The organism is Rhodovulum sp. ES.010, assembly GCF_900142935.1.
Classification (GTDB): Bacteria; Pseudomonadota; Alphaproteobacteria; order Rhodobacterales; family Rhodobacteraceae; genus Rhodovulum.
Genome location: NZ_FSRS01000001.1, coordinates 3,346,744 through 3,364,173, shown reverse-complemented (window position 1 = coordinate 3,364,173; position 17,430 = coordinate 3,346,744). Strand labels below are relative to the sequence as shown.

The window sequence follows — 17,430 nt, the reverse complement described above, 5'->3', positions numbered from 1 at the left end:
CTCAGGCGGGCCGGGGCTTCCACGGCTGCGACTTGACCCAGCCGATCCCGTAGGCCGCCCCGACCAGCAGCGCCAGCCCGCCCAGGTTGGCCAGCGCGACGCTGACGGCGCTCCGCCCGGCGATGTCGAGCCCGAACCCGATCAGCGGCGCCAGCGCCATCGAGAAGACGAAGATCGCCAGCGATTGCTGCCCCACCCGCGCGGTCACCCTCACGGCACCGCGCCAAAGCCGGGCGAGGCCCGCGCCCTGCGGCACGAGCCGGATGCCGCGCGGCCCCATCGCGACCCAGCACAGGTAGGCCACCGCCAGGAAATGAAGGTAGCGCAGGATTCCGAATTCCGTCTTGCGCCGGAGTTCGAAGATGCGCGGATAGATCTCCATCGCCCAGTCCGCAGCGGGCATCCAGACCTGTTTCAGCAGCGTGACGACATGGGGCGAGGACAGCGGGCTTGTCAGGATCAGAAACGCGACCGCCCCCCGGACCAGCCCCCGCCGCACCGGGGGGGCAGGCAGCCAGCCGGCGAGGAAGGCGAAGCCGGTGAAGAACAGCAATTGCCAGCCGAACGGGTTGAAGAACCATTCCCGGTCCGACCAGGGTTCGGCCGGCAGGCCCAGCAGGCCGGCGTTGCAGGCCAGCCAGACCGCGACGCTCGCCCCCATCGCCAGCCGGGGATCGACCCGCGCCAGCGCCACGGCCAGGGGGATCAGCGCGAGAATGGCGATATACATCGGCAGGATGTCGAAATAGTTCGGCACGTAGGTCAGGGTGAACAGGCCGACCAGCGGCGGGCCGGGGCCGTCGAAGAACCGGTCGAGGTTCAGCCGCTCGACATAGGACCGCTCGACCGCGCCGAGCATGTCGAACGCCACCATCATCATCGCCACGAAGAAGAACAGGCCCAGATGCGCCCAGTAAAGCTGCCAGACCCGTGTGGCCGTGCGCGCCGTGCCCATCGCCCAGCCCGCCCGCTCGAAGGTGCGGCCGAAGGACAGCGCCGAGGCCATGCCCGAGCAGAACACGAAGATCTCGGCCGCGTCGAAAAAGGTGAACCGGCCGATCATCCAGTGCCACCACGGATTGCGGGGGATGTGGTCGATCAGGATGATGAACATCGCGAGCCCGCGGAACAGGTCGATCCGCAGGTCGCGGCCGGGTCCGGTAGCGGGCGCACTCATGCCAGTTGCTCGCTTGCGAAGACGGCAAGGACACGGCGTTCCACGGCCGCCACCGCCGCATAGCCCGCGCAGGACACCAGCGCGAGCACGACGAGCGCGCTCCACAGCATGCCGTAATCGGACACCGACGCCGACAGCGCCATCAGCGCCCCGATGCCCGCCCCGGTCGCCAGCCATTCCACCACGGTCACCGCCAGCACCGCCGCCGGAACCGCCATGCGCGCCGCCGCGAAGAAGGCCGGCAGCATCGCGGGCAACTGCACATGCACCAGCCGGTCGAGGCGCCCCGCGTCATAACTGTCGAGCACGTCAAGCACCTGTCCGGGCGCCTGCCGCATCCCGTGCAGGCAGGCCACGAAGGTCGGGAAGAACACCATGATCGCCACCAGCGTCACCGTGCCCGCCGCGCCCCGCCCCAGCAGCAGCACGATCAGCGGCGCGGTGGTCACGATCGGCACCGAGCGCAGCGTGATGGCAACGGGCATCGCGACGCCGGCAAGACCGGGCAAAAGCGCAAGCGCCGCGGCCAGCCCCGCCCCCAGGGCGAGCCCGGCAAGGTAGCCCGGCAGGACGTAAAGCGCGGTCTCGGCCAGCGCCGTGCCCAGCGTCGCCCGGTGCAGCGCGGCTTGCGCATCGGTGAAAAGGAAGGCCAGCACATCGCCCGGCCGCTTGCCGAGGAAGGGCGAGAGACCCGCAAGCTCCAGCGCGCCCCACCACAGCAGCAGCGCCAGCCCGCCAACGGCGGCGACAGTGGCCAGCGTGGCGCGCCAGCCGCCTTTCCCCGCGGCCGCCGGCGGCGGCGCGAGGATCAGCGGCGGCGGGTCGCGCAACACCAGCCGCGCGATCCAGCCGACCGCGGCGTAGACCAGGATCGAGGCCGCCGTCGCCACGGTCGCCAGCGCCCAGGTCGCCTCGACGTCGAGCGCGCGCATCGCCCGGATCGCTAGCACGCCCAGGCCGCGCTCGGCCCCGGTGAACTCGCCCACCATCGCGCCCAGAACGGCCGCCGGCGCGGCGATCTGGAGCCCCGCGAACAGGTAGGGCAACGCCGCCATCGCCCGCACATGCACCAGCGTCGACACGCGCCCGCGGCCATAGCTGCGCACCAGGTCGAACCAGGTGGCGGGGGCGGCGCGCAGCCCCACCAGAAGCGGGATCAGCGTGGTGTAGTAGACCGCGAGCGCGGCCAGCGTGATCTGTGGCCCCGGGCCGGGGCCAAACACCACCCGCAGGATCGGCCCGGTCGCCACGATGGGCAGGCAGAAAACCAGCAGCGCCAGCCACGAGATCGCGCGCTCGGCCCGCGGCAGGATCAGCGCGAGCGCGGCCAGCGCGACGGCCGCGAGATTCCCGATGACGAAGCCCGCCGCCGCCTCGGCCAGCGTCACCCGCAGCGCGCGCCCCATCAGCCCCGCATTCCCGGCCAGGTAGGCCAGCACATCGCTCGGCCCGGCCAGAAGGTAGGCGCCGGCCAGCGCGCGGGCCGCAAGCTCCCAGCCCAGGACCAGCACGAGCACGCCGAGGACGGTGCGCGGCGCGCCGGGCGGGGCGTCCGCGCGGGCGGTCATTGCGCCGCCAGCGTGCCGCGCCCGCCGGCGATCCCGCGCGACAACGCCTCCGACACCCTGTGCGCCGGATCCAGGAACCCGGCGCCGGTCGTCATCGCATCCGTCCGCGGATGCGGCAGGTCGATCTCGATATCCGCGACCAGCCTCGCGGGCCGGGGCGAAAACACCAGCACCCGGTCCGACAGCAGGATCGCCTCGGTAACCGAATGCGTCACCAGCAGCGTGGTGGTGCCGCGCGCCTGCCAGATGCGGGGCAGGTCCTGGGCCAGCTGCCGGCGGGTCAGTTCGTCCACCGCGCCGAAGGGTTCGTCGAGGAGCAGAAGTTCCGGCCCGGTCACGAGACAGCGCGCGATGGCGGCGCGCTGGCGCATGCCGCCCGACAGCGCCGCGGGCCGCGTCTCGGCAAAGCCGTCGAGCCCCACCAGCCGGATCAGCTGGTCCACCGCCGCCGGATCGGCGGGCTGGCGCGCCAGGCGCCGCGCCAGGCGGATATTGCCGCGCACCGTGCGCCAGGGCAGGAGCGAGGCGTCCTGAAAGGCGATGGCCAGCCCGGCCCGACGGCGGATCGCGGCGGGCGGGGCGCCGCCGATGGTCACCTCGCCGCCCGTGGGCGGTTCCAGCCCGGCGATCATCCGCAGGATCGTGGACTTGCCGCAGCCCGACGGGCCGACCAGCGCCGTGGTCCGCCCTGCCGCAAACGCCGTATCAAGCGGGCGCACCGCCTCGACCCCGCCGGGAAAGGTCTTGGCAAGCGCGCGGCAACGCACCTCCGGCGGGCCTGTTTCAGCCGCCATGGACCTCCTCGAGGATCGAGCGGTCCCACAGATCGGGCGTCACGCTCTGCCCCAGCAGCGCCAGGGTCTCGATGTTCCGCGCGACGGCCTCTTCGGTCCACCAGCCGAACCCGTGCCGGTCGGTCACGTCCGAGAACATCAGCGGCACCTGGCGTTCGGCCTGCAGCTTCTGCGTCTCCAGGTCGAGCCCGGCATCGGGAAACATCTCGACGGTCAGCGCCGCGGCGGCGTCGGTGTCCTGCCTGCAGGTCTCCCAGCCCCGCACCTCGCCCGCCAGCAGCGCCACTAGGGCGTCGCGCCGGTGAACGAGGCTGTCCTCGGTGGCGATGTAGGTCTGCGAATGCAGCGCATAGCCATGGTCGGCCATCAGCATGGTCACGCTCTCCACCCCCTGCATGGCCATCGCCACGGGCAGGTCGGTGGCCCAGCACAGCAGGCAATCGACCTCGCCGGCCAGCAGCGGCGCGGCCGAATACTGGGTGGGCACGATCTCGATCGCGTCGAAATCGACATCGTTGAGCGTGCACAGCGCGCGCAGAACGGGGGTGTTGGCGATGGCCATGCCGATGCGCTTGCCCCGCAGGTCGGCCGGCGCCTCGACCGGGTTGCCCGGCAGCGAGGCGATCGCGAACGGGTTCTTCTGCATCGCCACCGCGAGAATCCGGAACGGCGCGCCCTGCGCCACCGCCGCCGCGGTGTAGTCGGCGGCCGAAATCCCCACCAGGGCATTGCCCGACACGACCGGCGGTTCCACCGGCGCGTTCGGTCCGCCGGGGGCCAGCACCACCTCCAGCCCGCGTTCCTGCCACCAGCCTTCGTGCCGGGCGATGTAGCTGCCCGCGAACTGCACCGAATGCAGCCACGACAGCTGCAGCGTTACGGCGGTCTGCGCCCGCGCCGGGCGCGGCCCGAGCCCCGCGGCCAGGGCGCCCAGCCCCGCCGCTCCGCTGGCCAGCGCCGCCCGGCGGGTCAGAAATCCTCGCGTCATCCATGCTCTCCCCTTGCCGCCTTCATCTTAGGCGATGCGGCGCCGTGAACAAGGCGGGGCGGCGTGCGCCGGCGCCTTCGCGCCGGGCCGGCCCGCCGCGGGCTTTGACCTGCGGCGAAGGGATGCTACGCTGCCCGCAACGGTGGGAGCGCGCCATGCCGGACCGGTCGATACGCTATTCCTTTCTCTCGCGGGCGTTCCACTGGAGTGTGGCGCTGCTGGTCCTGCTGATGATCCCGGCGGGCGCCGTGATGATCCAGGACGGTCTGCCGCAGCCGGTTCAGAACACCCTGTTCATCCTTCACAAGAATACCGGCCTGCTGGTGCTGGCGCTGGTGCTCCTGCGGCTCGTCTGGCGCCAGATCGCGCCGCCGCCGCCGCTGCCCGACCGCGTGCCGGGCTGGCAACGCCGGGTGGCCGACCTCAACCACCGCCTGCTCTACCTGCTGCTCGTGCTCATGCCGGTGGCGGGCTATGTCCGCGTCAAGGCGGGCGGTTTCCCGATCGAGACGCTCGATGCCTGGGGCGTGCCCGCGCTCGTGCCCGAATCCGAGGCGCTCGCGACCTTTGCCAAGAGCGTGCATTACTACGGCGCCCTCGCGCTCGGCGCCCTGATCGGCCTGCACCTGCTCGCGGCGCTTTACCACGGCGCGATCCGGCGCGACGGCGTGGTCGCCCGGATGTGGGCCTGACGCGTCCGCGCGGCGTCAGCCCCACGGCCCCGCGTCGCGGCCCGCCGGCATCCGGGAGGCGGCAGGGCCGGACGGCGCGCCGCCCGCGGCCCCGGCCAACTGGCGCAGCGCCGCGATCCGGTTCTCCGTCGCGGGGTGCGTGGCAAAGAGGTTGTCGCGCTTGTGCGCGTGCAGCGGGTTGATGATGAACATGTGCGCCGTGCCCGGATGCCGTTCGGCCGCGTCGTTGTCGATCCGCGCCGCGCCCTGCTGGATGCGCGCCAGCGCCGAGGCCAGCCACAGCGGCTGGCCGCAGATCTCGGCCCCCGCCCGGTCGGCGGCATATTCGCGGGTCCGGCTGATCGCCATCTGCACCAGCGCCGCGGCCAGGGGCGCGAGGATCATCATCGCGATGGTCCCCACAACGCCAAGACCGTTCTCGCGCCGCCCGCCGAAGAACAGCGCGAAATTCGCCAGCATCGAGATCGCCCCGGCGAAGGTCGCCGTCACCGTCATGATCGCGGTGTCGCGGTTGCGGATATGGGCAAGCTCGTGGGCGATCACCCCGGCCAGTTCCTCGCCCGAGAGGCTGCCCATGAGCCCCGTGGTGACCGCGACCGCGGCGTTCTCCGGGTTGCGCCCGGTGGCGAAGGCGTTGGGCTGCGGCGTGTCGATCAGGTAGACCGCCGGCATCGGCAGCCCCGCATTGCGCGCCAGCCCCGCCACCATGTCGGTCAGGCCGAACCGGTCGCCCGCGCCCAGGGGCTGGGCGTTGTGCATCCGCAGCACCATCTTGTCGGAGTTCCACCAGGCCAGACCGTTCATCCCGGCGGCCACGACCAGGGCGATCGCGATGCCGCCCGTTCCGGCCAGCAGATACCCAAGCCCCATGAACAGCGCCGTCAGCGCCGCCATCAGCAGTGCGGTCTTGAAATAGCTCATCGCTCCACCCTCGGGTTGCCCGCCCTCGACCGGCGATCGGGAAAGATATAGGAGCGGTCCAAGACCACGCAAAGGCCGGCCCGGCAGCACGCGCCGCCCGGCCCCTGCGCCCGCCGCCGCGCCAAGGCTTGCCGCGATTTCGCACTGTCCTTAACCTGAGAGCCCATGCAGACCGTCCCGCAAAAGCACGACCCGCCGCGCCGCATGCCGGACCCGACCGCCCCCGACCGGCCCCGGCACGGGAGACCCTTCGGCCCCAGGCGGCCCGAGGTCTGGTTTCTCGGGATCATCGCCTTCGCGGTGATCCTGTTCCTGCTGGTGCAGGCCAAGTTCCTGCTGATCTCGCTGGCGATCGCGGTGATGCTGTTCTCGCTGACCTCGGACGCGATCGAATACCTGCTGCGGCTGCGCATCGGTAAGGCGCGGTTCTCGGTCTGGGCGGCCTCGGCGCTGGCGGTGGCGCTGATCGCGGCGGTGCTGATCTCGGTCTCGGCGGTGATCCTGAGCCAGGCGAACGCGGTCGTGTTCACCACCCTGCAATATGCCGAACCCGCCCAGCGCGCGGTGGCCGAAATGTTCGGCTGGCTGGGCGCCGACGTGGAGGAGGCCGTGCTCGACTGGCTCAAGGGCGTGCAACTCGGGCCCTGGCTCACCACGATGGCCGGGCAGGCCGGCAACATCGCGTCGGGCGCGGTCCTGGTCACGCTGTTCGTCGGCTTCCTGTTTCTCGAACGGCTGTGGTTCTCGGCCAAGCTGACAAGCCTCATGGGCGACGAGGACAGCGCCGCGCGGGTCGAGCAGATCGTCGCCTCGATCCGGCACCGGCTGAACCGCTACCTCGTGGTCAAGGCGGTGATCAGCACCGTCACCGGCGCGCTGGTCTACCTGGTGATGGAGCTGTTCGGCCTGGAACTGGCCTTCGCCATGGGCGTCTTCGCCTTCGTGCTGAACTTCATCCCGAATATCGGCTCGATCGTGTCCACCCTCGTCGTGGCGCTGGTCGCATATGTGCAGACCTCCGATCACATCACCGCGCTCAGCGTCCTGGCCATCGTCAGCGCGGTGCAGTTCACCATCGGGCAGGTGCTCGACCCGCTCCTGCTGGGCAAGACGTTGCGGCTGTCCTCCTTCGGCATCCTGATCTCGCTGGCCTTCTGGGCGGCGGTCTGGGGCGTGCCGGGGATGTTCCTGGCGGTGCCGATCATGGTGTCGATCATGATCGTCTGCTCGCATATCGGCGGGCTGCGGCCGGTCGCGGTGCTCCTGTCCCGCGACGGGCTGCCCGATTCCGGGCTCGACCCCGAGGGACACCCGCCACCCGTCGGCACCGCCTGACGCCGCACCGCACCCCGGCACGGCGCGCTCTGGAAATCGTTAACGCCCCGCCTAACTAATCTCCCCGATGCGGCATTTTCGCGCACGCATCGACGCAAGGACGTTGAACCTGGGGAGGAACAAGACGTCATGGACGGGAACTTCACTGACGACACGGCCGGCGCGGGCGGACCGAACGATCGCGACCGGCGCCGGTTTCTGAGAACGACGGGCCTCGCGGCGCTGAGCGCAACCGTGGCCGTGCCCTTCGCACGCTTCCTGCCCGAGGGCATGGCGCCGATCGGCATGGCCCATGCGGCGGGCGCGGACATGGACGCCTACCAGTTCAAGGACGGGCTGACCCTGCTGAACGACCGGCCGATCAACGCCGAAACCCCGGCGCACCTGCTCGACGACAAGGTGACGCCGGCCAACCGGCTGTTCATCCGCAACAATGGCCGCGTGCCGGAACATGCCCTCGCGATGGACGCCTCGGGCTGGACGCTGACCGTGGATGGCGAGGTGGACCAGGCCCTGGACCTGACGCTCGACCAGCTGGAGAGCGACTTCGAGGTGATCACCCGCCAGCTCACGCTGGAATGCGGCGGCAACGGGCGCGCCTTCTTTGTGCCCGGCGCCTCTGGCAACCAGTGGACGACAGGCGCGGTGGGCTGCCCGGAATGGACCGGCGTGCGGCTGCGCGACGTGCTGAACGCCGCCGGCGTCAGGGACACGGCGGTCTATACCGGCCATTTCGGCACCGACCCGCACCTCTCGGGCGATCCCGAAAAGCTGCCGATCTCGCGCGGGATCCCGATCGCCAAGGCGCTGGAGGAGGACGCGCTGATCGCCTGGGCGATGAACGGCGAGCCGCTGCCCGCGATCCACGGCTTCCCGCTGCGGCTGGTGGTGCCCGGCTATCCCGGCTCGGCCTCGCAGAAATGGCTCACGCGGATCCGGGTGCGCGACCAGGTCCATGACGGGCCAAAGATGGGCGGCTATTCCTACCGCCTGCCCGCCTACCCGGTCGCGCCCGGCACCGAGGTGCCGGAGTCCGACATGGTGGTGATGGAGACGATGCCGGTGAAATCGCTGATCACCAGCCCGGCCACGCGCGCGCAGGTGGACGGCCTCACCCTCGACATACGCGGCCATGCCTGGGCCGATGGCGATGTCGCGGCGGTGCATGTCTCGCACGATTTCGGCCAGACCTGGGCCGAGGCGAACCTTGAGGCGCCCGCCAACCGCTATGCCTGGCAGCATTTCTCGGCCACGGTCGACCTGCCCCAGGCGGGCTATTACGAGATCTGGTCGCGCGCGACCGACACGCAGGGCCGCACCCAGCCCGTCACCACGCCGGGCTGGAACCCGCGCGGCTATGGCAACAACATGGTCCACCGCATCGCGGTGCTGGCCGGCTGAGGCACCCCGCGGGCCGGGCGACGCTGCCGCCCGGCCCCATGCGAGAAACCCGGAAGTCATGTCGAGACCCTCCCCGTTCCTTGCCGCGCCCGCGTCGCTGGCCGCCCTCCTGCTGCTCGTCGCGACGGACGGCCCGGCCCGCGCGCAAGGCGAAATCCCCGACCCGATGGCCACCCCCAACCCGATGATGCCCAATCCCGGCCAGCCGATGAGCCCGCTAAGCGTGGCCCCGATGCAGCCGCTGGGCGGGCTCGGCGCGCAGCCCGAAACCGGCGTCGCGCGCGCCCCCGAACTCGGCAACCTGCCGATCGGGCCGGGTCTGGAGGACACCTATTACACCTGCACCGCCTGCCATTCGGCCCAGACCTTCGCGCAGCAGCGCCTGACCGACGAACGCTGGAGCTATCTCTGGGGCTGGATGATCCGCGAACAGGGGATGCCCGACTACGGCGAGGAGTTGAAGGCGTCGATCCTCGACTACCTGACCACGCATTTCTCCTCCGAGCGCTAGGCGCGCAGCGGCCGGCCCGCTTGCGCCATTTTGACGCAAGCCCGCACCCGTGCTAGCCTGATCGCCCTCTGGGGAAATCTGTCGGGGCTGTCATGAGCGATCTCTACCCACCCTACACGCGCGCCGAACGGATCTCGGACGCGGTGGTGCATGTCACCGGGCTGGCCGCGGTCGCCGTGGGCGTGCCGGTTCTGGTCGTGCTCGCCATCGTCTTCCGCGGCGACGGCGCGGCGATCCTTGGCATCACGATCTACGGCGCGGCGCTGTTCGCGATGATCGGGTTCTCGGCGCTCTACCACATGGTCCACCACCCCGACTGGACGCCGATCTTCCGCCGGCTCGACCATTCCGCGATCTACTGGAAGATCGCCGGCACCTACACGCCCTTCACGCTGCTCTCGGGCGGCCATGGCGCGGGGCTGGTGGCCGGGCTCTGGGCCGCGGCGATGGCCGGGACCGGCCTGCGCATCCTCGCCCCCCACCGCTTCCGCGCCGTCAACCTCGCGCTCTACCCCGCCATGGGCTGGGCCGGCGCCGTCGCGGGCTGGAGCCTGTTCGCCACGCTCTCGCCCCTCGTCATGGGCCTCGTGGTGACGGGCGGCGTGCTCTACACGGTCGGCATGGCCTTCTACCTCTGGCGCAGCCTGCCCCATCACAACACGATCTGGCATGTCTTCGTGCTGATCGCCTCGATCCTGTTCTTCGCCGCCGTCGCCACCCACGTGGTCCAGACCGCCTGACCGGCGCGCCGCGCCCGGGGCGACCGCCGGCGATTGAGTTTTCGCGGGAAATCTGGCATGATTTGCGGCAGGTCGCGGACGCGAAGAGCCCGTGAAGGGCCGAAAGCCGCGGCCAGTGGCACCAGATCGGGACAGTCCCATGAAAACTCTCGCACTCGCGGCGGCGCTGGCCGTTCTTTCCCTTCCGGCCCAGGCCGGCCCGATCGAGCGCGCCTGCCTGTCCTCGGACCGGCCGGGCACCTCGCGCGGGCTGTGCGGCTGCATCCAGAACGCCGCCGACCTGACGCTGACCCGCGGCGACCAGCGGCAGGCCGCGCGCTTCTTCCGCGACCCGCACCAGGCCCAGGTGATCCGCCAGTCCGACCGGCGCCGCGACGCCGATTTCTGGCAGCGCTACAAGCGCTTCGGCGACACCGCCGCGGCCTATTGCGGCTGACCCGGACCCGCCGCCTCCGGCGCGCGGCGCGCGCGCAGAAAACGGTGCCATGCGCCCCGGCCCATGGCCGGCCGCGCTAGCGCGCGATCTCTCTCAGCAGCCCGCGCGCGGCATCCTCGACCAGGTCCAGCACCAGGTCGAACCCCCCTTCGTAATAGGGGTCCGGCACCTCGTCGCGGGAACTGTCGGCATAGTCGAGCAACAGCCGCACCGGCGTCGCGGTCCCGGGCGGGCGCAGGCGCTCCAGGGTCGCGAGGTTCGAGCGGTCCATCGCCAGGATCAGGTCGAACGCCTTGAAATCCGCCGCCCTGACCTGCCGGGCGCGCTGCGCGCTGAGGTCGTACCCCCGCGCCGCGGCCTCGCCCGTGGCGCGCGCATCGGGCGGCTCGCCCACATGCCAGCCGCCGGTGCCCGCGCTGTCCAGCTCGACCGGGACGCCCGCCTCGGCCGCCATCCGGGCGACCACGCCCTGCGCGGTGGGCGAACGGCAGATGTTTCCGAGACAGACGAACAGGATACGGGTGGTCATCGACGGCTCCTTTGGTCCAGAGTGATAGCGAAGGGGGACGCGATGGCCAAGATCGTGATTCTGACCGGCGCCGGGATCTCGGCGGAAAGCGGGCTGGGGACGTTCCGCGACGAGGGCGGGCTGTGGGCGCACCACGACCTCGCGGAGGTGGCCACGCCCGAGGGCTTCGCCCGCAACCCCGCGCGGGTGCACGACTTCTACAACGCGCGGCGCCGCAACGCCGCCGAGGCGCTGCCCAACGCGGCCCATGCCGCGCTGGCCCGGCTGGAACGCGCGATGCCGGGCGAGGTGCTGATCGTCACCCAGAACATCGACGACCTGCACGAACGCGCCGGCAGCCGATCGGTGCTGCACATGCACGGGCAGATCACGCGCGCCCGCTGCGCGGCCTGCGCCGGCAGCTGGGACGCGCCCCCCGAGATGCGCGCCGAGGCCCCCTGCCCGGCCTGCGGCGCCCCCGCGACGCGCCCCGACATCGTCTGGTTCGGCGAGTTCCCCCACCACATGGAGGAGATCTGGGCCGCGCTGCGCGCCGCCGAGCTCTTCGTCGCGATCGGCACTTCGGGCAGCGTCTACCCGGCGGCGGCCTTCGTGCAGGACGCGTCCCGGGCGGGCGCGCACACGATCGAGCTCAACCTCGCGCCCTCCGACACCGTCAGCGATTTCGCCGAGGCACGCCACGGGCCGGCCACGGACCTAGTGCCCGCCTGGGTCGAGCAGGTCCTGGCCACCCGCCCCGCGCGAGACTAGCCGCCCCGCGCCTCGGCCCCTCTTCTTCTGGCGACAAGTATCCCGGGGGGAGTCCGCAGGACGGGGGGCCGAGCCCCCCACCCCGGCCTCGCGTCGCGGGCCCGCTCAGTTGCCCATCTGCATGCCGCCGCCCATCGCGCCGCGCCCCAGGTCGACCGGCATCTCCACGACGATCTCGCCCGCCGTCTCGAAGCGCAGCGTCACCGTCACCGTGTCGCCCTGCTCCAGCGGCCGGGTCAGGCCCAGGAACATCACGTGGTCGCCCCCGCGCGCAAGCTCGTGGCGGCCGCCCGCGGGCACCGCAAAGCCCTCCTCGACCTCCACCATCCGCATCACGCCGCCGGCATCCTCGCGGTGGGTGTGCAGCTCGACCTTGGCCGCGATGTCCGAGGACGCGGCCACCAGCCTGTCGTCCTCCGCGCCGGTATTGACCAGCGTCATGAAGGCCGCACCCGATTTCGACATCATCGTCGAGGCGCGCGCATAGGGGTCTTCGATCACGATGTCGCCGGCAAGCGCCGGCAGCGCGGAGGCGAGGGCCAGCGCGCCCGCCAGGATCATCGGTTTCAGGGACATCCATCCCTCCTCTTGCTCGATTTCGCGAAGGCCCGGCAGGGCGCCGCGCGCGGCGCGGCCGTCCGGGCGGGGATGCGGCGGGCCGGGGCGGATCGCCGCCCCGCCCCGCGCGGCGGCGAGGCGCGGCGTGCTGGGCGCCGGCACGAGGGCGGGCGCGACTCCGGGAACGCGTCGCATCGGCGCGAGCCTAGGCGCGCCGGCCCCGGCGGCAAAGCGAAATCGCATGCCGGAAACGCGAAACGGCCCCGCGCAGCTGGCAGGGCCGTCGAAGCCGGTCACCGGCGGGACGGGCTCAGGCGCTCGCCTGCGCCTTCTCGATGTCCTTCTTGATCTTCAGCGCCTTTTCCGAGAGCTGGTCGGCGCTCGCGCGGGCGAGGAAGGCGTCGAGACCGCCGCGGTGGTCCACCGTGCGCAGCGCCGAGGCCGAGACGCGCAGCTTGAACGGCCGGCCGAGGACGTCCGAGATCAGCGTCACGTCGTTCAGGTTCGGCAGGAACCGGCGCTTGGTCTTGTTGTTGGCATGGCTGACATTGTTGCCGACCATCGGCCCTTTTCCGGTCAGTTCGCAGACGCGCGACATGGGGATTTTCCTTGTCTCGATAATGCAATCGGCGCCGCCGACGCAGCGCCGCGAATTCCGTCGCGCTGCCATAAGCGCAATCGCACGGGGCGTCAAGCGATTCATGGCACGCCCCGGCGCCCCGCCCGTGCCTCAATCACGCGCGTAGCGCTCCACGAAGCGGCGCAGGATCGTCTCGGGCACATGCACATCCTCGGCCCGGCACATCGCCACCAGGTCGGCGGCTGTCTCGGGCGGGAAATAGCCGCGGTCCTTGTAGATGCGGATGCGCACCTCGAACCCGTCGCTGTCGGCCTCGGGGTGGAACTGGGTGGCATAGACGTTTTCGCCGTAACGGATCATCTGCAACGGGCAGGGCTCGGAGGCCAGCAGGTGCACGCAGCCCGGCGGCAGGTGCTGCAGCGCCTCCTTGTGGCCGACGAAGGCGCGGAACATCCCCGGCAAGCCGTCCAGCAGCGGGTCGGCCCGGCCCGCCTCGGTCTGCACGCAGGTCGTGGCGCCCACGGGTTCCGAGAAGCGCCGCTTGGAGACCTCGGCGCCCAGGTGATGGGCGAGGATGCCGATGCCGTAACAGCAGCCCATGAAGGGCAGATCGCGCGCGGTGATCTCGGGCATCAGCCCCATCACCCCCGCCTCGATCCGCCTTTCCATCGGCGTTTTCGCGGCCTCGGGGTCCGACACGCAGCCGGGGCCTCCGCCCACGATCACCCCTGAATAGACATCGAGCGACAGGTCCGCCGGGATCGCCTCGCAATCCAGCCGAATGCGGTGGGTGTCCCCTTCCGCCAGCCCGCCTTTCCGCAGGATCGCCGCGAACTCGTCGTCGCTGGCCTCGGTCTCGGGGCGCAATTGCAGCACCAGGAACGGCTTCACGGGGCCGCCCCCAGCGCGTCCAGCATCTCGGCCACGGCGCGCGCCACGGTGACGTCGCCCGCGGCCACCTGCGCGCCCAGGTCGTCCATGCGCGCGCGCATCTCCGGGTCGCGCTCCAGCCGGGCCAAGAGCCCGCGCCGCACCTCCTCCCCGAACCAGTAGCGCGCCTGCGCCGCGCGGCGCGCCTCGAAATGGCCGTGCTCCCGGCGCCAGTCGGCCAGCGCCCGCATCTCGTCCCAGGCGCCCTCCAGCCCGTCGCGCGCCAGCGCCGAGACGCAGATCGCCTTGGGGAATCCCTCCGGGTCCTGCGGCCGCCGGCGCAACAGGCGCAGCGCCCCGGCATAGTCGTTCCTTGTGCGTTCGGCCGCCGGTTTCAGATCGCCATCGGCCTTGTTGACGAGGATCAGGTCGGCCATCTCCATGATGCCGCGCTTGACCCCCTGCAACTCGTCGCCGCCCCCCGGCGCCATCAGCAGCACGAAGAGGTCGGTCATCTCGGCCACCATCGTCTCGGACTGGCCCACACCGACCGTCTCGATCAGCACGATGTCGAACCCGGCCGCCTCGCAGAGGCCGACCGCCTCGCGCGTGCGCCGCGCCACACCGCCCAGCGCCGACTGGCTGGGCGAGGGCCGTATGAACGCGTTCGGATCGCGGCTCAGCGTCTCCATCCGGGTCTTGTCGCCGAGGATCGAGCCCCCCGACCGCGCCGAGGACGGATCGACCGCCAGCACCGCCACCCGGTGCCCCTGCCCCGTCAGCAGCGTGCCGAAGCTTTCGATGAAGGTGGATTTTCCCACCCCGGGCGTGCCCGACAGGCCCAGCCGCAGCGCCTCGCCGGGCGCCTCGGTCAGCCGCTCCAGCAGCGCCTCGGCCGCCGCCCGGTGATCGGCCCGGCCGCTCTCCACCAGCGTGATCGCGCGCGCGAGCGCCCGGCGTTCGCCGGCGCGGATGCGCTCTGCAAGCTCGTCGGTCTCCATCTGCGGCTCCGGTCAGGGGCGGTCTCTCTCTTGCCCCGGCGGGGCGGGGCTGTCCACCCCTCTGGCGAAGCCGCGCGCATTCGCCCATAACGCGGCCCATGACGCCGCTTCCGATCGACGCCGCCCTGCCCGATCTGATCGCCGCGCTGGGGCGCGCGGGCCGCGCCGTGCTGCAGGCGCCGCCGGGCGCGGGCAAGACGACGCGCGTGCCGCTGGCGCTGCTCGACGCGGGCCTCGCGCCGGGCCGCATCGTCATGCTGGAACCCCGCCGCCTCGCCGCCCGCGCCGCCGCCGAACGCATGGCCGAGACGCTGGGCGAAGCGGTGGGCGAGACGGTCGGCTACCGCATAAGGGGCGAGGCGAAGGTGGGCCCGGCGACCCGGATCGAGGTCGTCACAGAAGGGATTCTCACCCGGATGATCCAGGCCGACCCGTCGCTCGAGGGCATCGGCGCGGTCATCTTCGACGAGTTCCACGAACGCTCGCTGAACGCCGATCTGGGCCTGGCGCTAACCTGGGAACTGCGCGGCGCGCTGCGCGAGGACCTGATCCTCCTGGTGATGTCGGCCACCCTCGACGCCGCCCCCGTCGCCGCACTGATGGACGACGCGCCCGTGGTGACGTCCGAGGGGAAAGCGTACCCCGTCGACACACGATGGCTGGATCGCCCGCTGCCCAAGGGCACGCGCCTCCCCGAGGCCACCGCCGATCTGGTGGCAGGGGCGCTCGGCGAAACCCAGGGCGGCGTGCTCGTCTTCCTCCCCGGCGAGGGCGAGATTCGCCGCACCGCCGCGACCCTCGCCCCCCGCCTGCCCCCGGGCACCCGGATCCGCCCGCTCTACGGCGCGCTGCCCTTCGCCGAGCAGCGCGCGGCGATCCGCCCCGATCCCGATGCCCGCAAGATCGTGCTCGCGACCGCCATCGCCGAGACCTCGCTGACCATCGAGGATGTCCGCGTGGTCGTCGATGCCGGCCGCGCCCGCCGCGCCCGCTTCGACCCCAATTCCGGCATGTCGCGGCTGGTGACAGACCGGGTGACAAAGGCCGAGGCCGACCAGCGCCGCGGCCGCGCCGGCCGCGTGGCGCCGGGGGTCTGCTACCGACTCTGGACGAAGGGCGAGGAAGGCGGCCTCGCGCCCTACCCGCCCCCCGAGATCGCGGCGGGCGACCTGACCGGCCTCGCCCTCGACCTCGCGCTCTGGGGCACCGATGACCCCGCCGACATGGCCTTCCTCACCCCGCCCAACCCCGGCGCCTTCGCCGAGGCGCGCGCGCTCCTGGCCGCGCTCGGCGCGCTCGACGCGAAGGGCCGGATCACCGATCACGGCCGGGCGCTGGCCGCGCTGCCGCTGCATCCGCGCCTCGCCCACATGCTGACGCGCGCGGGCAAACCCGCCGCGCCCCTCGCCGCCCTCCTGGAAGAGCGCGACCCGCTCCGCGGCGCCGGCAGCGACCTGGCGCTGCGCCTGAAAGCCATCGCCGACCCGCGCGCGCCCCTGCCCGTGCCCCCCGCCAAGCCGGCGCTCGCCCGGATCCGGGCCGAGGCGAAACGGCTCGCCGCCCGCGCGCCGCGCGCGCCTCGGCCGATGTCGCCGGGCGAGATGGCCGCGCTCGCCTATCCCGACCGGGTCGGGCTCCGGCGCAAGGGCGACGCGCCGCGCTATGTGCTCTCGGGCGGCAAGGGCGCGGCGCTGGACGCGGGCGACCCGCTGGCCGGCCAGCGCCTGACCGTCGCCCTCGACCTCGACGGCGACGCGCGCGAAGCGCAGGTCCGACTTGCCGCGCCGCTGGCCGAGGCCGAGCTGCGCGCGATCCACGGCGACGCCATCGGCTGGCACGAGATCTGCGAATGGTCGCGCCGCGAGAACCGGGTGGTGGCCCGGCGACAGGAACGCTTCGGCGCCCTGGTCCTCGACGACCGCGCCTGGACCGACGCCCCCTCCGATGTCCTGGCCCGCGCCGCGCTCGACGGGGTGCGCGCGCTCGGCCTGCCCTGGACCGACGCCGCCCGCCGGTTCCGGTCAAGGGTGGAGCTGCTGCGCGGCGAGGGCACCGCCATGCCCGACCTCTCGGACGCGGGCCTCATGGCCGCGCTGGAGGACTGGCTCCTGCCGTACCTGGCCGGGGCCCGCACCGCGGAAGACCTGAAACGCGTCGACCCGCTGCTGGCGCTCCGCGCGATGCTCTCCCGGGACCAGAAACAGACCCTCGACCGCCTCGCCCCGCCCGCGTTCGAAACCCCGCTCGGCCGGCAGGTGCCGATCGACTATGCGGGCGACGCCCCCGAAATCGCGCTGCGCCTGCAGGAACTCTTCGGCGTGACCGCGCATCCCACGGTGGGCCCGAACCGCCTGCCGCTCCGCATCACCCTGCTCTCGCCCGCGGGCCGCCCGGTGCAGGTGACGCAGGACCTGCCGGGCTTCTGGGCCACCAGCTATACCGAGGTCCGCAAGGACATGCGCGGCCGCTACCCCAAGCACCCCTGGCCGGAGGATCCGAACGCCGCCGCACCGACCCTCCGCGCCAAGCGCCGCCTCTAACAGGCTGCTGAAAAACCTCGCTCTGGACGTCGGTTGAGG

Annotated in this window: 18 protein-coding genes; 8 read left to right on the top strand and 10 right to left on the bottom strand. The window is 72.0% G+C overall.

From position 1 onward, the window contains the following. Position 1: 1 nt before the first annotated feature. Genes BUR28_RS16615 through BUR28_RS16600 form a run of 4 tightly spaced genes read right to left on the bottom strand, consistent with a single transcriptional unit; the run spans position 2 to position 4,527 of the window. Positions 2 to 1,177, bottom strand: coding sequence for an OpgC family protein (locus BUR28_RS16615; RefSeq protein ID WP_074221143.1), 1,176 nt, complete (start codon positions 1,175 to 1,177; stop codon positions 2 to 4). Then, the gene (locus BUR28_RS16610) at positions 1,174 to 2,745 is read right to left on the bottom strand and encodes an ABC transporter permease (protein WP_074221142.1); all 1,572 of its coding nucleotides are present in this window, start codon (positions 2,743 to 2,745) and stop codon (positions 1,174 to 1,176) included. The genes BUR28_RS16615 and BUR28_RS16610 overlap by 4 nt, the downstream gene beginning before the upstream one ends. Then, entirely contained in the window at positions 2,742 to 3,539 is a 798-nt protein-coding gene (locus BUR28_RS16605; RefSeq protein WP_074221141.1) for an ABC transporter ATP-binding protein, read from the bottom strand. Before BUR28_RS16605 ends, BUR28_RS16610 begins: the two co-directional genes overlap by 4 nt. Next, entirely contained in the window at positions 3,529 to 4,527 is a 999-nt protein-coding gene (locus BUR28_RS16600; protein ID WP_139307598.1) for an ABC transporter substrate-binding protein, read from the bottom strand. Before BUR28_RS16600 ends, BUR28_RS16605 begins: the two co-directional genes overlap by 11 nt. A 155-nt stretch (positions 4,528 to 4,682) precedes the next feature. Here BUR28_RS16600 and BUR28_RS16595 point away from each other — a divergent pair, with 155 nt between their 5' ends. Next, positions 4,683 to 5,219 carry a cytochrome b gene (locus BUR28_RS16595; protein ID WP_074221140.1) on the top strand — a complete coding sequence of 179 codons (537 nt, stop codon included), beginning with the start codon at positions 4,683 to 4,685 and terminating at the stop codon, positions 5,217 to 5,219. A gap of 15 nt (positions 5,220 to 5,234) precedes the next feature. Here the strand turns inward: BUR28_RS16595 and htpX are convergent, their stop codons facing one another. After that, positions 5,235 to 6,140, bottom strand: a complete 906-nt coding sequence (gene htpX, locus BUR28_RS16590) for a zinc metalloprotease HtpX (RefSeq protein WP_074221139.1) — start codon at positions 6,138 to 6,140, stop codon at positions 5,235 to 5,237. A 165-nt stretch (positions 6,141 to 6,305) separates the two neighbouring features. Between htpX and BUR28_RS16585 the strand changes: the two genes are divergently transcribed. The 5 genes from BUR28_RS16585 to BUR28_RS16565 all read left to right on the top strand — a co-directional run bounded on the left by BUR28_RS16585 (position 6,306) and on the right by BUR28_RS16565 (position 10,563). After that, positions 6,306 to 7,475, top strand: a complete 1,170-nt coding sequence (locus BUR28_RS16585; protein ID WP_254813763.1) for an AI-2E family transporter — start codon at positions 6,306 to 6,308, stop codon at positions 7,473 to 7,475. Between the two features lie 129 nt (positions 7,476 to 7,604). Beyond that, on the top strand, positions 7,605 to 8,876 hold the full coding sequence (locus tag BUR28_RS16580) for a sulfite oxidase (RefSeq protein ID WP_074221138.1): 1,272 nt from the start codon (positions 7,605 to 7,607) through the stop codon (positions 8,874 to 8,876). A gap of 58 nt (positions 8,877 to 8,934) precedes the next feature. Further along, complete coding sequence (locus tag BUR28_RS16575) at positions 8,935 to 9,387, top strand: hypothetical protein (RefSeq protein WP_074221137.1); 453 nt, start codon at positions 8,935 to 8,937, stop codon at positions 9,385 to 9,387. A 92-nt stretch (positions 9,388 to 9,479) separates the two neighbouring features. Continuing rightward, on the top strand, positions 9,480 to 10,127 hold the full coding sequence (locus tag BUR28_RS16570; RefSeq protein ID WP_074221136.1) for a PAQR family membrane homeostasis protein TrhA: 648 nt from the start codon (positions 9,480 to 9,482) through the stop codon (positions 10,125 to 10,127). Positions 10,128 to 10,266: 139 nt separating this feature from the next. Continuing rightward, a complete protein-coding gene (locus BUR28_RS16565) occupies positions 10,267 to 10,563 on the top strand; it encodes a hypothetical protein (protein ID WP_074221135.1) in 297 nt (98 codons plus the stop codon). 76 nt (positions 10,564 to 10,639) lie between these two features. On the opposite strand, the gene BUR28_RS16560 is transcribed toward BUR28_RS16565, so the two are convergent. After that, entirely contained in the window at positions 10,640 to 11,092 is a 453-nt protein-coding gene (locus BUR28_RS16560; protein ID WP_074221134.1) for a low molecular weight protein-tyrosine-phosphatase, read from the bottom strand. 42 nt (positions 11,093 to 11,134) lie between these two features. On the opposite strand from BUR28_RS16560, the gene BUR28_RS16555 reads away from it, so the two are divergent. Continuing rightward, positions 11,135 to 11,842, top strand: coding sequence for an NAD-dependent deacylase (locus BUR28_RS16555; protein ID WP_074221133.1), 708 nt, complete (start codon positions 11,135 to 11,137; stop codon positions 11,840 to 11,842). A gap of 105 nt (positions 11,843 to 11,947) precedes the next feature. Here the strand turns inward: BUR28_RS16555 and BUR28_RS16550 are convergent, their stop codons facing one another. The 4 genes from BUR28_RS16550 to meaB form a co-directional block, all read right to left on the bottom strand. Continuing rightward, complete coding sequence (locus BUR28_RS16550; protein ID WP_074221698.1) at positions 11,948 to 12,418, bottom strand: copper chaperone PCu(A)C; 471 nt, start codon at positions 12,416 to 12,418, stop codon at positions 11,948 to 11,950. 292 nt (positions 12,419 to 12,710) lie between these two features. Further along, positions 12,711 to 12,998: a 50S ribosomal protein L28 gene (gene rpmB, locus BUR28_RS16545; protein WP_074221132.1), complete on the bottom strand. Its 288-nt coding sequence runs from the start codon at positions 12,996 to 12,998 to the stop codon at positions 12,711 to 12,713. A gap of 132 nt (positions 12,999 to 13,130) precedes the next feature. Then, a complete protein-coding gene (locus BUR28_RS16540) occupies positions 13,131 to 13,871 on the bottom strand; it encodes a glutamine amidotransferase (RefSeq protein WP_074221131.1) in 741 nt (246 codons plus the stop codon). After that, a complete protein-coding gene (meaB, locus tag BUR28_RS16535; protein WP_074221130.1) occupies positions 13,868 to 14,851 on the bottom strand; it encodes a methylmalonyl Co-A mutase-associated GTPase MeaB in 984 nt (327 codons plus the stop codon). Before meaB ends, BUR28_RS16540 begins: the two co-directional genes overlap by 4 nt. A 98-nt stretch (positions 14,852 to 14,949) precedes the next feature. Between meaB and hrpB the strand changes: the two genes are divergently transcribed. Beyond that, entirely contained in the window at positions 14,950 to 17,391 is a 2,442-nt protein-coding gene (gene hrpB, locus BUR28_RS16530; RefSeq protein ID WP_074221129.1) for an ATP-dependent helicase HrpB, read from the top strand. The last annotated feature ends 39 nt before the right edge of the window (positions 17,392 to 17,430 follow it).

Bases quoted from the DNA above. Each gene is read 5' to 3' on its own strand.
- BUR28_RS16615 (WP_074221143.1), bottom strand. From the start codon at position 1,177: ATGAGTGCGCCCGCTACCGGACCCGGCCGCGACCTGCGGATCGACCTG.
- BUR28_RS16610 (WP_074221142.1), bottom strand. From the start codon at position 2,745: ATGACCGCCCGCGCGGACGCCCCGCCCGGCGCGCCGCGCACCGTCCTC.
- BUR28_RS16605 (WP_074221141.1), bottom strand. From the start codon at position 3,539: ATGGCGGCTGAAACAGGCCCGCCGGAGGTGCGTTGCCGCGCGCTTGCC.
- BUR28_RS16600 (WP_139307598.1), bottom strand. From the start codon at position 4,527: ATGACGCGAGGATTTCTGACCCGCCGGGCGGCGCTGGCCAGCGGAGCG.
- BUR28_RS16595 (WP_074221140.1), top strand. From the start codon at position 4,683: ATGCCGGACCGGTCGATACGCTATTCCTTTCTCTCGCGGGCGTTCCAC.
- htpX (WP_074221139.1), bottom strand. From the start codon at position 6,140: ATGAGCTATTTCAAGACCGCACTGCTGATGGCGGCGCTGACGGCGCTG.
- BUR28_RS16585 (WP_254813763.1), top strand. From the start codon at position 6,306: ATGCAGACCGTCCCGCAAAAGCACGACCCGCCGCGCCGCATGCCGGAC.
- BUR28_RS16580 (WP_074221138.1), top strand. From the start codon at position 7,605: ATGGACGGGAACTTCACTGACGACACGGCCGGCGCGGGCGGACCGAAC.
- BUR28_RS16575 (WP_074221137.1), top strand. From the start codon at position 8,935: ATGTCGAGACCCTCCCCGTTCCTTGCCGCGCCCGCGTCGCTGGCCGCC.
- BUR28_RS16570 (WP_074221136.1), top strand. From the start codon at position 9,480: ATGAGCGATCTCTACCCACCCTACACGCGCGCCGAACGGATCTCGGAC.
- BUR28_RS16565 (WP_074221135.1), top strand. From the start codon at position 10,267: ATGAAAACTCTCGCACTCGCGGCGGCGCTGGCCGTTCTTTCCCTTCCG.
- BUR28_RS16560 (WP_074221134.1), bottom strand. From the start codon at position 11,092: ATGACCACCCGTATCCTGTTCGTCTGTCTCGGAAACATCTGCCGTTCG.
- BUR28_RS16555 (WP_074221133.1), top strand. From the start codon at position 11,135: ATGGCCAAGATCGTGATTCTGACCGGCGCCGGGATCTCGGCGGAAAGC.
- BUR28_RS16550 (WP_074221698.1), bottom strand. From the start codon at position 12,418: ATGTCCCTGAAACCGATGATCCTGGCGGGCGCGCTGGCCCTCGCCTCC.
- rpmB (WP_074221132.1), bottom strand. From the start codon at position 12,998: ATGTCGCGCGTCTGCGAACTGACCGGAAAAGGGCCGATGGTCGGCAAC.
- meaB (WP_074221130.1), bottom strand. From the start codon at position 14,851: ATGGAGACCGACGAGCTTGCAGAGCGCATCCGCGCCGGCGAACGCCGG.
- hrpB (WP_074221129.1), top strand. From the start codon at position 14,950: ATGACGCCGCTTCCGATCGACGCCGCCCTGCCCGATCTGATCGCCGCG.